The 15,761-nt window shown below is 36.3% G+C and carries 13 protein-coding genes; 11 read left to right on the forward strand and 2 right to left on the reverse strand.

What is annotated here, in order from left to right; genetic code table 11:
• Window positions 1–9: 9 nt before the first annotated feature.
• From rnhA to AC3HD6_RS06120, 11 genes are all read left to right on the forward strand, one after another.
• Entirely contained in the window at window positions 10–486 is a 477-nt protein-coding gene (gene rnhA / locus AC3HD6_RS06070) for a ribonuclease HI (RefSeq protein ID WP_488895540.1), read from the forward strand.
• Window positions 487–652: 166 nt separating this feature from the next.
• A complete protein-coding gene (locus AC3HD6_RS06075; RefSeq protein WP_488895541.1) occupies window positions 653–2,911 on the forward strand; it encodes a T9SS type B sorting domain-containing protein in 2,259 nt (752 codons plus the stop codon).
• 38 nt (window positions 2,912–2,949) lie between these two features.
• On the forward strand, window positions 2,950–5,217 hold the full coding sequence (locus AC3HD6_RS06080; RefSeq protein ID WP_488895542.1) for a T9SS type B sorting domain-containing protein: 2,268 nt from the start codon (window positions 2,950–2,952) through the stop codon (window positions 5,215–5,217).
• A gap of 123 nt (window positions 5,218–5,340) precedes the next feature.
• Complete coding sequence (locus AC3HD6_RS06085; RefSeq protein ID WP_488895543.1) at window positions 5,341–5,967, forward strand: NAD(P)H-dependent oxidoreductase; 627 nt, start codon at window positions 5,341–5,343, stop codon at window positions 5,965–5,967.
• Window positions 5,968–5,997: 30 nt separating this feature from the next.
• Complete coding sequence (gene nadB, locus AC3HD6_RS06090; RefSeq protein ID WP_488895544.1) at window positions 5,998–7,569, forward strand: L-aspartate oxidase; 1,572 nt, start codon at window positions 5,998–6,000, stop codon at window positions 7,567–7,569.
• Window positions 7,570–7,579: 10 nt separating this feature from the next.
• Window positions 7,580–8,218, forward strand: coding sequence for a hypothetical protein (locus tag AC3HD6_RS06095; RefSeq protein ID WP_488895545.1), 639 nt, complete (start codon window positions 7,580–7,582; stop codon window positions 8,216–8,218).
• 12 nt (window positions 8,219–8,230) lie between these two features.
• Window positions 8,231–9,091: a carboxylating nicotinate-nucleotide diphosphorylase gene (gene nadC / locus AC3HD6_RS06100; protein ID WP_488895546.1), complete on the forward strand. Its 861-nt coding sequence runs from the start codon at window positions 8,231–8,233 to the stop codon at window positions 9,089–9,091.
• 208 nt (window positions 9,092–9,299) lie between these two features.
• Window positions 9,300–11,912, forward strand: coding sequence for a TonB-dependent receptor (locus AC3HD6_RS06105; protein WP_488895547.1), 2,613 nt, complete (start codon window positions 9,300–9,302; stop codon window positions 11,910–11,912).
• 86 nt (window positions 11,913–11,998) lie between these two features.
• Window positions 11,999–12,439, forward strand: a complete 441-nt coding sequence (locus tag AC3HD6_RS06110) for a hypothetical protein (RefSeq protein ID WP_488895548.1) — start codon at window positions 11,999–12,001, stop codon at window positions 12,437–12,439.
• 67 nt (window positions 12,440–12,506) lie between these two features.
• Complete coding sequence (locus AC3HD6_RS06115) at window positions 12,507–13,499, forward strand: aspartate-semialdehyde dehydrogenase (RefSeq protein WP_068940569.1); 993 nt, start codon at window positions 12,507–12,509, stop codon at window positions 13,497–13,499.
• A gap of 57 nt (window positions 13,500–13,556) precedes the next feature.
• Window positions 13,557–14,543, forward strand: coding sequence for a cation diffusion facilitator family transporter (locus AC3HD6_RS06120; RefSeq protein ID WP_488895549.1), 987 nt, complete (start codon window positions 13,557–13,559; stop codon window positions 14,541–14,543).
• Window positions 14,544–14,569: 26 nt separating this feature from the next.
• Here AC3HD6_RS06120 and AC3HD6_RS06125 read toward each other — a convergent pair whose 3' ends face one another.
• Together AC3HD6_RS06125 and xrtF are read right to left on the reverse strand one after the other, a co-directional pair.
• Complete coding sequence (locus tag AC3HD6_RS06125; protein WP_488895550.1) at window positions 14,570–15,004, reverse strand: exosortase F system-associated membrane protein; 435 nt, start codon at window positions 15,002–15,004, stop codon at window positions 14,570–14,572.
• Window positions 14,991–15,521 carry an exosortase family protein XrtF gene (gene xrtF / locus AC3HD6_RS06130; RefSeq protein ID WP_488895551.1) on the reverse strand — a complete coding sequence of 177 codons (531 nt, stop codon included), beginning with the start codon at window positions 15,519–15,521 and terminating at the stop codon, window positions 14,991–14,993. The genes AC3HD6_RS06125 and xrtF overlap by 14 nt, the downstream gene beginning before the upstream one ends.
• Window positions 15,522–15,761: the final 240 nt, after the last annotated feature.

Consider the following 15,761-nt stretch of genomic DNA (forward strand, 5'->3'; position numbering starts at 1 on the left):
GAACAGATTTTGAAAATCGAAATTTATACAGACGGTGCATGCAGTGGAAATCCAGGAAAAGGCGGATACGGAATTCTTATGCGTATTCCTGAAAAAAACTATCAGAAAACATTTTCTAAAGGGTTCAGAAAAACCACCAATAATAGAATGGAACTCCTTGCTGTAATTTCTGCATTAGAAAAGCTAAAGTCTACAGAAAACGATATTCATGTATATACGGATAGCAAGTATGTTGCAGATGCAGTTAATCAGAATTGGATCACCGGATGGATCAAAAGAGGCTGGAAAAATGTAAAAAATCCGGATCTCTGGAAAAAATTCATTGAGCTTTACAACCTTCATAAACCCACTATGCATTGGGTAAGGGGCCATGCAGGTCATTTCGAAAATGAACTTTGTGATAAGTTAGCCGTTGCCGCAGCCAGTTCTTCTGATTTGGAAATTGATGCTTATTTTGAAGGATTAGAGAACAACTCTCTGTTTTAATTTTAATTAATACTAATCCTAAACAACACACAAAAACATTCATTACTTTGTCATAATAAATATTATTTTTTGAATAATAATTAATTTTTTTAACAAAATTAACATAAAATAACTATTTATTAATTGGGATTTAATATATTTACCTATTAATTAAATTCCCAGTGAAATGAATAAAAATTTATTATTTTACTTCTCTATTCTTTTACTTTTTTCATCTGGAGCATCCTTCGCTCAGACTTATCAGCTTATCGGAAACCCAGTGAACACTACCGGATGGACCCTGGTTTCCCCTACCCAGGTAAACACAGATTTTATTCAGCTGACCCCTGACACCAACAACCAATCCGGTTCCATCAGGCTGAATGATCCAATCAATTTAAAATATTGTGACAAATGGAGAGTGGAATTTGATTTCAGGATGGATTCCAACCAAACCTCCAACGGAGACGGAATTGCCTTCTGGTATCTTGCCAACCCACCAGTTGCCAGTGTACTAGGCTCCGGCCTTGGAGTATCGCAGAATGCAGTAGGTTTTGTGGTAGGACTAGACACTTACAACAATACCACTACTGCTACCATGAGTAAGGTCCACGTTGCATATGGACAGGTTCAAAATACAACAGATACCAATAACGTTGAGTTCTTTAATGTTCCGGGAAGCTCCTTTCACTCACCGGATCTAAATACTACACAACCTTTCCAGGGAACAACTTTCAAACATGTAGAAGTAACTGCACAGGTAGATCCTGCAGCTCCTACCAACTGGATTATAAAAATAACAATAGACGGGAATATAATTTGTAATCAGTCTTTTGCCCCTTCAGGCACTGCTGCAGCAATGACTGTAGGCTATTTTGGTTTTTCAGCTTCTACAGGAGGGGCAAGATCAAGACATTCCATTAAAAATGTAAAAATTTATACGGATAAAGTTCCTATTTTACAGAATTCAGCAACACAGTCATTCTGTCCTAATCCTACCACCGGATATGGATCAGTAGACCTGACTTCTTTCAATTCACAATTTGTCAGCAACCCTTCCAATTATACATTTACCTATTATCCATTTGGAAGTTCTACACCTATTGCTAATCCCGTTGATTATCAGTTTAACGCTAACTCAACAGTAACAGTCGTTATTAAAGACAATGCAGGACTACTGTGTGACAACCCGGATGGTAAAATTTTATTGGTTATGGCCCCTTTCAAAGCGGAAGAAAAAACCATTACGGCATGTAATAACAATAAAGCAGGGACCGCCACTTTTAACTTAAATTCCGCTGATGTTACCGGCGTACCTGGTGTTACAAAGAAATACTACAAAACACTCAATGATTTAAACTCAGGAACCAATGAGATTTTAAATCCGGACACCTACCTATCTGCACCAGGAACCGTTTACGTAAAAGTAACCACTCCGTTAGGATGTACGGGTACAGCAAAAATCACTCTTGCTTTTTACCCTGAAACAGCGGTAAATGATACATCCATCCAATCTTGCTTTATCGAAAACGATATACTTAAAGCTGTATTTAATTTGACAACAGCTAATGTAACATCCTTAACCACCGGCATCACTAAAAAATACTACACAACAGTTGCCAACGCTATTAATGACACTAACGAGATTATCAATCCTTATCAATTCATTTCAACAAGCACAGCAGTATATGCAAAAGTAACTGATACCAACGGGTGTTTTGCTCTTGCTAAAATCAACCTGGTTGTTCTCCCCCCTGTTAAATCTTCTATTCTTAAAGATAAAACCATTTGCATTGAGAACACAACAGATCTGGATGCAGGTCCCGGATTTTCTGAATATCTATGGAGTACCGGAGCTACCACTTCCTCCATTAAAGATGTAAGTGTAGGAACATATTGGGTTAAGCTCAAAACAGGAAACTGCATTACCACACAAATTGTCAATGTACAACCATCACCCAATCCAGTCATCTCCAGTATTGATATCCACAACAATACAATCTCAGTAAATGTAGCAGGTGGAAAAACACCTTATCAATATTCTTTAGACGGTACACATTGGCAGGCATCAAATACTTTTACAGGCCTGACAAGAGGAGAAGTAAAGGTTTTTGTGAAAGATTTCTATAACTGTACTCCTATTGAAGTTCAGATTACAGTTCCCAACCTCATCAATGCCATTACACCGAATGGAGACAACAAAAATGATTTCATTGATTATTCAGCTTTAGCTTACAAGAAAAATTTAATCTTCACAGTCTATGACCGATATGGAAATAAACTATATGAAGCCAATAAAATAAGAAACTATACATGGGATGGAAGAGCTTACGGTAAAAAAATACCTAGCGCTACCTATTGGTATACAATCTCATGGAATGAAAACGATAAAAACAACACAGAAACAAAATACTCAGGCTGGGTATTGGTAAAAAATATGGAATAAAATCTTAATACACATAACAACATCACAATTCTTCCACTATGAAAAAAACTCTACTCTTTTTTTTACTGGGCATTTTACTCTGCTTACCAGAAAAAATACTTTCTCAAACCTATCAACTTACCGGAAACCCAGTAAATACTACCGGTTGGGATCTTGTTTCAGATGCTATCGTAAGCGGAGATTTTATAAGACTTACCACAGACCAGACAAGCAAGTACGGAGCTATAAAACTTTCGACTCCAATTACCTTAAGCTATTGTGACAAATGGAAAGTAGAATTTGATTTCAGAATTGATGGAAACGGAACAACACAGTTTGGGCGTGGAGATGGTTTTACATTCTGGTACCTTGCTAACCCTCCAACGGGGTTTGTATCAGGGGGAGGCCTTGGAATTCCTGCCAACGCATCAGGGCTAATGGTAGGGTTCGATATTTTTAACAATACTACAGAAGGCCAAATGAGCAAAGTACATGTTTTATATGGCACAAACGATACTGCAGGAAACAATATAGAATTCAACAATACACCTGGCAGTACATTTCACTCTCCGGACCTGAATCCCACTAAGCCGTTTGTAAGCAACACCTACAGACACGTTGAAGTAAATGGGGAAACAGATCTTACCAACCCAACCAATTGGATTATTAAAATCAAAATAGACGGAATACTTATTGCCGATCAGTCATTTGCACCTTCCGGAAATGCTGTAGGCATGACACAGGGATATTTTGGCTTTTCAGCAGCTACAGGAGGGGCGAGCGCCCGACACTCCATCCAAAATGCTAAAGTTTTTGTAGATAAAGTTCCCATTCTAAACAATACTCTAAAACCTTTTGTATGTACTAACCCTGCAACAGGAAACGGAACTGTAGACCTTACATCATACAACAATCAGTTTGTAAACAATCCTGGAAATTATATTTTCACTTATTACTTACTAGGTGTTGCGACTCCTATTGCCAATCCTACCAATTTCCTGTACACAGGAAACACCACCATTAAAGTTGTTGTTAAAGATCCCACCTCAACACTTTGTGATAATGGAGACGGTATCATACAATTAGAGCCTTCATCATTTGCCGCTACTGACGCAAGCCTTACAGAATGCAACAATAATAATGGCGGAGTCGGCATCTTTGACCTCAATACAGCTGCAGTCACTACCTTAACCAATGTTACCAAAGAGTTTTATCCTAGTATACACGACCTGAATGCCAGCACCAATCAGATCCCAAATCCTTCAGCCTACAGCTCTCCTCCAGGGATTATCTACGTAAGGGTGATTACAGCACAAGGATGTGTAAGCACCGCTAAAATCACACTGAACACTCATCCAGTTGTGACCGTTTATGACGTTCCCATAGAATCATGTTTTATAGAAAGCAACCCATTGACTGCCTCTTTTAATCTCATCAATGCTTCTGTTGTTCCCAATCCGGCAGCATTTACAAAAAAATATTATCCATCTATAACTGATGCACTTAATGGAACCAACGAAATAATGAATCCGGGAGCATACATTGCTCCAAACGGAGTTGTCTTCGTCAAAGTTTTCAATTCAACCGGATGTTTTTCAATTGCTAAAGTTACTTTAACAGTTAATGCACCAGCCCCATCCAGAGTTTTAAAAGACAAAATTATTTGTATGGAAAGCAAAACAACGTTAGACGCAGGTCCAGGATTCAAAAGTTATGAATGGAGCACAGGAGCAACCTCTCAATCTATTAAAGATGTCGGCGTAGGAACCTACTGGGTAAAACTTAAAACTGGAGAATGTTTCACCACCCAAACAGTAACTGTATTCCCAGCAGAAAATCCTGTTATCACAAGTGTAGACATTTCGGGAGGTTCTTTCACCGTACATGTGAATGGCGGAATGCCTCCTTACCAATATTCAACAGATAATATTACCTGGCAAGATTCTAACGTATTTACCAACATTCCAAGAGGAGTTGTGAAAATATATGTAAAAGACAGCTACAATTGTGAACCTATTACCATTAATATTACAGTTCCTAATCTTGTGAATATCATCACCCCTAATGATGACGGCATCAATGACTTTATTGATTACTCAGCATTAGCCGTTAAACCTAATTTTGAAGTGAATATTTATGACAGATATGGCGTACAGGTTTTCAGAGCAGACAAAACCAATGGATATCGATGGAATGGTACCGCCAACGGAAGAAGAGTTCCTACAGGAAGCTACTGGTATTCTGTTTCCTGGAATGAACAGAACAATATGAACAAAATAACACCCATCAACTTTGCAGGCTGGATTGTTGTTAAAAATAGAAATTAATCACGTTTATCAATCATATTAAAAGAGTCACTCCGCTATGCGGGGTGATTTTTTTGTATTAAATTAAGAGGATATATTTCATTTTAAAGCCCTTTATTCATATTCAATTCTTAAATTTGTGCTATGAATTATTTGGAAGCTTTAAGCAGAAGATATTCTGTGAAAAAATTTAATAATCAAATTATTCCTCAGGAAACCCTTCACAACATTCTTGAGTCAGGAAAACTGTCTGCAAGCTCTCTTGGGCTTCAACCGTATAAAATTATTGTTGTTGAAAGTGAGGAAATGAAACAGAAACTGATCCCTGCTTTTTATAACCCATCCCAAATTTCTACATGCTCTCATCTTGTTGTAATTGTTTCAAAAAAAAATATTGAGGAGAATTATATCCAGGGATATTTTAAACATATTTCAGAAGTAAGAGAAACTCCTCTTGAAATGCTTGATCCATTCAAAAACAGCATCAATCAGCATGTTAATCAAAAAACACAGGATGAAATTTTCAATTGGGCAGAAAAGCAGTCTTATATCGTATTAGCCAATCTGATGTATGCCGCTGCCATTGAAAATATAGACTCATGTCCCATGGAAGGCTTCAGACAAGATCTGATAGAGGAAATTCTAGACATTAATCCTCAAACAGAAAAAGTAACCGTCACCCTCGCTTTAGGCTACCGTTCTGAGGAAGATCACTTCCAGTACATGAAAAAAGTAAGGAAACCAAACGAAAAATTGTTTAAATTTATTTAATATTTAAATGATTGTACCTAAAGCAAGCACATGATAAAAGCGGATGTATTAGTAATCGGTTCCGGAATTTCCGGACTTTCTTATGCCATTAAAGTTTCTGAACAACTCCCTGATGCCAAAATCATCATTGTAACCAAGTCTGATGAAGACGAAAGTAATACCAAATACGCACAAGGCGGCCTTGCTGTAGTTACTGATTTTCAGAAAGACAATTTTGAAAAACATATAGATGACACCATGCGTGCCGGAGACGGTGAAAACAAACGCGATGTTGTAGAGATGGTAGTAAAGGAAGCCCCGGCAAGATTCAACGAGATCGTAGAATGGGGCGCTCAATTCGATATGAAAAACGGCAAATTTGCCTTAGGAAGAGAAGGCGGCCACACCGAAAACAGAATTGTCCACCATAAAGACATTACAGGTTTTGAAATCGAAAGGGCTCTATTGGAGACAGCAAACAGCAGTCCGAATATTGAGATCCTGGATCATCATTATGTCATTGATATCATTACCCAGCACCATGTTCCCGGCAAAGAACTGAATGAGGGAGACATTCATTGTTATGGTGCTTATATTTTGGATGAAAAATCCAAGACCATCAAAAAAATAACATCTAAAATTACACTGGCTGCCACTGGCGGAGCCGGACATGTTTATAAAAATACGACGAATCCTACCATTGCCACAGGAGACGGAATTGCTTTCGTAGCCCGTGCCAAAGGAAAGGTTTCAAATATGCAATATTACCAGTTTCACCCAACTGCTCTTTATAATAAGATTGACGGAATGCTCTTCCTTATTTCTGAAGCAGTACGTGGAGATGGAGCCAAATTAAGAACCAAACGAGGTGAAAAGTTCATGCAGAAATATGATGAACGTGAAGAATTAGCCTCCAGAGATATTGTAGCCAGAGCTATCGACAATGAAATGAAAATTTCCGGGGATGAATATGTAGGTCTTGACTGCAAAGAAATGAATCAGGAGAGATTCCTTGAACATTTCCCAAACATCTATAAAAAATGCAAGGACGAAGGAATTGATCCGTTTACCCAATTAATTCCGGTAGTTCCTGCCTGCCACTATCTCATGGGAGGTATTGAAGTGGACAGAGACGGACAATCTTCCATCAGAAATCTCTTTGCCGTAGGAGAATGCACCAATTCAGGATTACACGGAGCCAACAGACTTGCCTCAAACTCTTTACTTGAAGGGTTAGTATTCGGACACAATGCTGCTATGAAAACAGTTTCCCTTCTTAATGAAAACTTATTCAATTTTGATGATTTAAAAGCCGTTCCTGAATGGAACGAGGAAGGAATGAAAATCATGGATGAGATGGTTATTATCAGCTACCTGAGAAAACAACTTCAGGAAATGATGAGTGACCTGGTAGGAATTGTAAGAAGCAACAGACGTTTGAATATGGCTTTACAAAAACATCAGGAAATTGCAGCAGCTGTTGATGAGATTTACCACTACTCTATCCTTTCCCCACAATTGTCAGAACTAAGAAACCTGACCACTGTAGCTCATCTCATCATTACCCAATCTATGGAAATGACAGAAAACAAAGGAGCATTTTATAATAAAGATTTAGTGTAAACTTCCTCTGATGAAGCTTAGAAACTTAAATATAACAACAGAAATAAACATTTTGTTCTATTCAAGAAAGGTCGTTATTGCCTTCCTTGCATTCAGTTTTATCTTTATCCTTTCAGTATTCAGAAAAAACCTAAATGATTCTGTACAAATATCATTATTTCTTGCAGCATTTCCTTTGGCAATTGCAGCAGGGTATGGTATCAATATAGGGTTAAGAAAATATTTTATTTCAAAATCCAAATATCCTTTAGTCTTAAAAATAATATGCAATGTCTTAGAAATTTCAAGACAAAAGATTTCCTCTAAACCTATTGATATTGATATTGAAGAATTTATAAAAGACAACAACTTACCTTTAACTTATTATTATATCAATAATCCCGCGCATCCCATTTTAGCTTTTAATAAAAATAAAATCCATTATTTTACACAAGAATACGACTGGGATAACTTTAAATGGGATTTCTATATAAAAAGAGAAGGAAGATTTACTAAAGAAGTATTAAAATACAGAGGAATAAACCAAGACAATACTACTATTCAAGATTATATTGAATTTGAAAAAATAGAAGCTAAAAATCATGAGATTATCATTCTATTTATCATACACGATTTATTATTCGGAAAAGGTTTATCCAGATATTATTAAAAAATATAACAAATGAAAAGACCAGCCTACGTTACAGATAAAGCATTAAAAACATTTATAAAAACTGCGCTTGAAGAAGATATTCAGGATGGAGACCACTCTACCCTTTCCACCATTCCGGAAAATCTTCAACAGAGTGCTAAATTATTGGTAAAACAAGATTGTATCCTTGCAGGAGTAGAATTGGCAGAGATTATTTTTAAAACTTTTGATAAAAATCTTAAAGTTGAAACATTGATCAAGGATGGAACACCTTGTAAAGTAGGAGATATAGCTTTAATAGTAACCGGAAGTGCAAGATCTATCCTTTCTACAGAAAGATTTGTTCTTAATTGCATGCAGAGAATGAGCGGTATAGCAACGTTAACTCATGATTGGGACTCAAGATTAGTAGGAACAAAAACGAAGCTTTTAGACACAAGAAAAACAACTCCAAACTTCAGAATGTGTGAAAAATGGGCAGTTGCCATTGGTGGCGGAACCAACCACAGATATGGTCTTTATGATATGATTATGCTTAAAGATAACCATATTGATTATAATGGCAGCATTACCAACGCAGTAAAAATGGCTAAAGACTACGTTAAAAAAACGAAGAAAAAGTTAAAAATTGAAGTAGAAACCAGAAATCTGGAAGAAGTTCAGGAAGCCATCAATGCAAAAGTTGACAGAATCATGCTTGATAACATGGATGTTAAAATGATGAAGAAAGCTGTGAAAATGATAAATGGTTCTACTGAGTCTGAAGCATCAGGTGGGATCACCCGAGACATGCTTAAAGAAATCGCATCAACAGGGGTAACTTATATCTCTGTAGGGGCTTTAACACACTCTGCTGAGAATATAGATTTGAGTCTCAAAGCAGTGAAATAGCGTTGAATTTTTAATAAAAACACACCCGCTTTATTAAAAATTCAATAACATGACTTTTTTCATGCCAAAAGTCATTTTTTATTCATTTTACTAACAATCAAACGATTAGCATTATTAAGACTGATTAAAAATTAACATTGAGTTAATAATAGTTAAAATATATTTTGCGAATTTTGCAGAAAATTAAATCTAATTATTACTAACGATTATGAAATTAATCAACAAATCGATTCTAACTGCGGTAATTACATTATCAACAGCTAGCGTCTATTACGCTCAACAAGTTCAGGATACAGTCGCTAAATCCAAAGACATTGAGGAGGTAATCCTAAGAGGTGTTACAGATATCGCTAAAGATAGAAAGACACCAGTTGCAGTATCCACTATTAAAGCTGCACAGATTTTAGAAAGACAAGGAAATCAAGAGCTTGTTGAATTACTAAACACAACACCTTCAGTATATGCTACAAAAGGTGGTGGTGGTTTTGGAGACTCTCAAATTGTTATGCGTGGTTTTGAATCAAGAAACATCGCAGTAATGGTAAACGGTATGCCTGTAAATGATATGGAGGGTGGTACTGTTTATTTCTCAAACTGGACTGGATTATCTGACGTAACAAGTTTCATGCAGGTACAAAGAGGTCTTGGTTCTTCTAAATTAGCTATTGCTTCTGTTGGAGGTACAATGAACTTCATCACAAAGGCAGCAGATATGAAAAAAGGAGGTATTGTAAGACTAGGAGTTGGTAACAATGACTTTCTAAAAACATCATTTGCTTATAATACAGGTAAGTCTGATACAGGTTGGTCTTCTTCATTCTTAATGAGCAGACAGTCTGGTTCTACTTACATTCAAAATACAGATTACGAAGCATACGCATATTTCTTCGCATTAGGTTGGGAAGCTAGTAAAAAACACAGCTTCCAGTTTACAATTACAGGAGCCCCACAATGGCATGATCAAAGATCTTACGCTCCATCTATTGGTGATTATATCAAATATAACCCGGATAATGATGGAACTCCTGACAGAACTTACAACAGTGACTGGGGATATTACACAAATGGTGAAGGGAAAAGAGTTGCTTTAGCAAACAGAGCTAACTACTATAACAAACCTGTAATTATGCTTAACTGGGACTGGACTATCAATGATAAATCCAAACTAAGTACAGTTGCCTATATGTCTAATGGTAGAGGTGGTGGAACTTCTGATCTTGGTAAAGTGAATGGTAGAGGTTTATCAGCTCTTGTAAATAACGTACCATATTTCAGAGATGCCCAAGGCCTTTATAATTACGACAAAGTTTTCGCTGAAAATGCTGCGGTTAATCCAAATACAGCAGCTGCTGGAAATACATTAATTCGTAGAGCGAGTATTAACTCTCATAACTGGTACGGGATTTTAGCAAATTTCCAACATAAAGTTAATGACAACTGGAATTTCTCAATAGGTACTGACAATAGATATTATTACGGATACCACTATCAGGTTGTTTCTGATTTATATGGAGCATCAGGATATAAAGACAACGCCAACAAAAACATTCCACCAAATGTAGTAACTGCAACTTCTGACTATAAAAAATTGAACTGGAATCCTTTTGGAGGAAGCCAAGTTCCTTTAAATGAAAGAGTTGGATTCAGCAATGATGGAGAAGTACTTTGGTACAGTGGATTTGGACAGATTGAGTATACTAAAGATAAGTTATCTGCTTTCTTACAGGGATCAGTATCAAACCAAGCTTACCAAAGAATTGATGAGTTTGTTCAGGATGGTGTTACAGTACAGAGAAATCAAACTGTAAACAGAAAAACAGGTTTCAAAAACATCTTTGGATATAACATCAAAGGGGGGGCTAACTATAACATTAACGAGAATCACAACGTTTTCGCAAATGTTGGTTATTACAGCAAACAACCATTCATGAATACTGTTTACCCAAGTAACCAGCAAGTTGTAAACCCTCAACTTACTAATGAGAAAATTTTCTCTGCTGAAGTTGGATATGGTTTCAGGTCTGCAAACTTCACTGCAAATGTTAACGTTTACAGAACTCAATGGAAAGACAGAGCATTAAGAAGAACTATCCAGGTTCCTGATGTAACTGACGCTTACGCAGAAATGAATGGAATTACAGAGATTCACCAGGGAGTAGAAGTTGACGCAACTTATAAACTTAATAAATTCTTAGAACTTAATGGTATGTTCTCTTGGGGAGATTACTATTACAAAGGAAACGCTACAGGAACAACATTTGATGGAAACAACAATCCACTAACTGTTGCCGGAGATTCAAACACAACTACTCTTTATATTGATAAAGTAAAAGTTGGAGGTACAAGCAGCAACAGTATTCCTCAAATGACAGCTTCATTGGGTGCTACTGTTAAACCGGTAAAAGATTTAAGCATCTATGCTGGATGGCGTTATGTAGGTAAGCTTTATTCTTCAATAGATATTGCTACCTTCTCAAATATTGCAAACCAAGACAGAGGAGTATTGAAATTACCTGATTACAATCTTACAGACTTAGGTATTTCTTATAAAATAAGATTAAAAGATAATAATCAGTATTTCACAATTGGAGCCAACGTATACAACTTATTTGATACTACATATATCCAAGATGGTGCAACCAATAATTTTGTTAAAACGGCAGGTGACTTTACTACTACTACAACAGGAGGGGTAACCACAACTGCTCAACAAAAGTATGATGCATATCAAGCTACTCTTTACAAAGGTATTGATCCATCAAACAGAGTGTTCTTCGGATTCGGAAGAACATGGGCAGCAACCATATCATTCAACTTCTAATAATATAACAATATTAGATTTTATAAATATGAATCCCGGCTTTGAGCCGGGATTTTTGCTATCTTTGTGTACAAAAAAAATAGATTATGGATTTTTACAAGATTTTTCTTAGTGCACACAAAGGATTCGGATATTTAGAACTACTTTTAGTGGCATTATTTACTATTGCACTTTTAGCTACAATGTTCGGTTTCAGTGGAAAAGTGAACAAATTTTTAAAGAAGACCACTCTCTTCACGATGATTTTCTTCCACGTTCAGTTTCTATTAGGAATATGCTTGTTATTCATATTTTCACCAGGTTTCAAAGCTGCATTAGATTCAGGAACATTAATGAAAGATGCCTACAGCAGACAAACATTTGTTGAACACCCATTTTCTATGCTTATTGCAGCAGTATTAATGACCATCATCAACAAAAAAGTAAAATCAAACGATACCATTTCCCTTGGAATTACCATTATGGGATTAATTGCCGTGGGTTTATTTGCGTTCGCATTCCCTTGGGCAAGAGTTTTTGGGGCTTAAAACAGACAAAGAAATTATATGCGTTATAATTTGTAAATAATTTAATCTTAAAATTTTTAATTAATCAATGAAAGTAGCTGTAGTAGGTTCAACAGGAATGGTTGGACAAGTTATGCTGAAAGTTTTGGAAGAAAGAAACTTCCCTGTAACAGAATTAATCCCGGTAGCATCCGAAAAATCTGTAGGCAAGAAGGTGAAGTATAAACAGAAGGAATTTACGATTGTAAGCATGAAGGACGCTATAGCTGCCAAACCGGATATTGCTATCTTTTCTGCCGGAGGTTCTACTTCTCTTGAATTTGCTCCTTTATTTGCAGAAGCTGGAGTAACAGTTATTGATAACTCTTCAGCATGGAGAATGGATCCTGATAAAAAATTAGTCGTTCCTGAAATTAATGCAGATGTATTGACTAAAGAAGACAAGATCATTGCAAATCCGAACTGTTCTACCATTCAGTTGGTAATGGTTTTAGGACCTTTGAACAAAAAATATGATTTAAAAAGAGTAATTGTTTCTACTTACCAATCTGTAACAGGAACAGGAAAAGCGGCAGTTGACCAGTTAAACGGAGAAATCAGCGGTGATGATTCTGCTGCAAAAGTATATCCATATCAGATCTTCAAGAATGCATTGCCTCATTGCGATGTATTTGCAGATGATGATTATACAAAAGAAGAAATTAAATTGATGAAAGAGCCTAAGAAAATCCTGGGCGATGACACTTTCAATTTAACAGCTACTGCAGTAAGAGTCCCGGTTCAGGGAGGTCACTCAGAAAGTGTAAACATCGAATTTGAAAATGAATTTGAATTGGATGAAGTAAGAAAAATCTTATCTGAAACTCCTGGAGTAATTGTAATGGACGATGTGAAAAACAACCACTACCCGATGCCATTATACTCGGAAGGAAAAGATGAAGTCTTTGTAGGAAGAATCAGACGAGACCTGTCACAGCCGAAAACGCTCAACCTTTGGATCGTTGCAGACAACCTGAGGAAAGGAGCCGCAACAAACGCTGTACAAATCGCAGAATACCTTGTAGCAAACAACTTAGTATAAACTAACAAAATAAAAAGAGTCTCAGAATTGAGATTCTTTTTTTTATCAAACACATTTATGAATACCCACAAAGAAAAAATAGGATTTCAAAAAATTATTGCTGCATTTGGAGTTATTCTTTTTGTAGGAAAAATTATTGCATGGAAGCTTACCAATTCCGATGCTGTATTCTCCGATGCTATGGAAAGCATTGTGAATGTCATCAGTGCCTTTATGGGATTATATTCTCTTCATCTTGCCGCAAAACCTAAGGATGAAGATCACCCTTACGGCCATGGAAAGGTTGAATTTGTTACATCCGGTATTGAAGGTGCTCTCATTGCCATTGCCGGTCTTATGATCATTTATGAAGGGATACACAGTCTTATTGTAGGAAAAACTTTAAGCAAAATTGATTTAGGGATTTGGATCATCATGGCCACCGCCATTATCAACTATCTTTTAGGATATATTTCCATCAAGAAAGGTCAGAAAGAAAACTCCCTCGTTCTTATTTCCTCAGGAAAACACCTACAGTCTGATACCATTACAACACTGGGAGTAGTAGCCAGTTTAGTGGTTGTTTACTTCACCAAAATCTATTGGCTGGATTCTGTGGTCGCTTTGGTATTTGGACTTTATATCATATTTGTAGGCTATAAAATCGTCCGAAAGTCTTTGAGTGGCATTATGGATGAACAGGATCCGGAAATACTGCATCAGGTCATTAAAATTCTCGAAAAAAACAGACATACAGAATGGATTGATGTGCACAATATGAAAATCCAGCAGTTTGGGGCCTCGTTACATATTGATGCTCATATCACCCTACCCTGGTATTATGATCTTAGGGATGCCCACAATGAAATGGAGAAAGTCATTATTCTTTTAGCCAACAATATCAAAAGAAATATTGAGTTCAATTTTCACATGGATGACTGTAAGCCTATTTCATGTCCGGTATGCCAGATTGAAAACTGCCCTGTTCGGCAGAAAGATTTCGTAAAAAGAGTGGAATGGACGGCAGAAAATGTAACAAGCGTAGATAAGCACACTGTAGACTAAGCGATAATATAAATAAGGAAATAATCTTAATCGCTCTTTACCATTTGTTTTCTATAATAAAACATAGGAACAATCAATAGTATAATCAAAGGCTGAATCACAAACCTTCGCATATAAAAGGAAAACAGATATCCTATTTCGAATGTATTTTGAATACAAAACAGATAAATAGGGAAAGCAATTGCAAAAACAATAATCATCAACAAAGCACCCTGTAAAGTCCATTGTCTATTCTTAAACAGCCCTTGGATAATCAGACAGGAGAAAAAAAGATTAAGGATAAATCTGAACAAATGGGCACCTATTAGTTTCCCCCATTCAAATACCGGGAAACTTATATTTTTATTTCCTTCGTGGAAATAGTCCAGAAACGGATCATAAAATATTTTATCCTCCATCACCCTGACTCCTATTAGTCCACAGATTCCTAAAATAACAAGAAGCCAGCTAAGAATTTTCATGTTGTAAAGCAAAGAATTTAATCCAGATTAACCAAAGTAAAACAACACTTCCATAAATAACTGCGGGAAAAACAAAATCATGGAACATTTTACCATATTCCTTGTGTTCTGCCATGACCATATTCAGGCCTACAATCCGCAAAAGATTCATGATATAGAGTAAGACAAGACCCGCCAGTACAAAAACAAAGGTTTTAGACCCTTTATAAAAAGCAAAAACAAAAGATACAAATAGAATCATCACAGAAATAGCATTACAACCTTCCACCATTCTTGTGACATACTGTTTCTTTACATAAAACCAAACCTGTTCATTCTTCACATCATTGTACAATTGAGATGGATACCCTAACACATTTTGTACTGCGTTCACCTGGTTGGCAATAATTCCTGAAAAAGGATCCAATCCAGAATCCCTGCCTGCATTCAGATAAAATTGATACGCAAAAAGCAACACCAGATAAATAATGATGAAGCGCAGTAAAATTCCTAAAACCGGCTTAAAGTCCTTTAACATATTACAAAGATAAAAATTAGGCCGTAATAACCTGAACGAGAAACAAAAAAGTTAAAGTATCCCTTCTAAAACAATCTGTAGGACACACAAAATACACTATTTGGTGACAAATAAAAGAAAATTTACCCGTGGGCATTCAGATAAAGTTTATAAAAACGAACCTCATCCAATATTTTAGCATTCAGTTCTCCCCTCTCCCAGCTTCCTTCTTCCAGCCTAACACTATTCATGTTAAATTAC

The sequence above is a fragment of the Chryseobacterium sp. II3a genome (genome assembly GCF_057815135.1).

Bases quoted from the DNA above. Each gene is read 5' to 3' on its own strand.
- AC3HD6_RS06075 (WP_488895541.1), top strand. From the start codon at position 653: ATGAATAAAAATTTATTATTTTACTTCTCTATTCTTTTACTTTTTTCA.
- AC3HD6_RS06080 (WP_488895542.1), top strand. From the start codon at position 2,950: ATGAAAAAAACTCTACTCTTTTTTTTACTGGGCATTTTACTCTGCTTA.
- AC3HD6_RS06085 (WP_488895543.1), top strand. From the start codon at position 5,341: ATGAATTATTTGGAAGCTTTAAGCAGAAGATATTCTGTGAAAAAATTT.
- nadB (WP_488895544.1), top strand. From the start codon at position 5,998: ATGATAAAAGCGGATGTATTAGTAATCGGTTCCGGAATTTCCGGACTT.
- AC3HD6_RS06095 (WP_488895545.1), top strand. From the start codon at position 7,580: ATGAAGCTTAGAAACTTAAATATAACAACAGAAATAAACATTTTGTTC.
- nadC (WP_488895546.1), top strand. From the start codon at position 8,231: ATGAAAAGACCAGCCTACGTTACAGATAAAGCATTAAAAACATTTATA.
- AC3HD6_RS06105 (WP_488895547.1), top strand. From the start codon at position 9,300: ATGAAATTAATCAACAAATCGATTCTAACTGCGGTAATTACATTATCA.
- AC3HD6_RS06110 (WP_488895548.1), top strand. From the start codon at position 11,999: ATGGATTTTTACAAGATTTTTCTTAGTGCACACAAAGGATTCGGATAT.
- AC3HD6_RS06115 (WP_068940569.1), top strand. From the start codon at position 12,507: ATGAAAGTAGCTGTAGTAGGTTCAACAGGAATGGTTGGACAAGTTATG.
- AC3HD6_RS06120 (WP_488895549.1), top strand. From the start codon at position 13,557: ATGAATACCCACAAAGAAAAAATAGGATTTCAAAAAATTATTGCTGCA.
- AC3HD6_RS06125 (WP_488895550.1), bottom strand. From the start codon at position 15,004: ATGAAAATTCTTAGCTGGCTTCTTGTTATTTTAGGAATCTGTGGACTA.
- xrtF (WP_488895551.1), bottom strand. From the start codon at position 15,521: ATGTTAAAGGACTTTAAGCCGGTTTTAGGAATTTTACTGCGCTTCATC.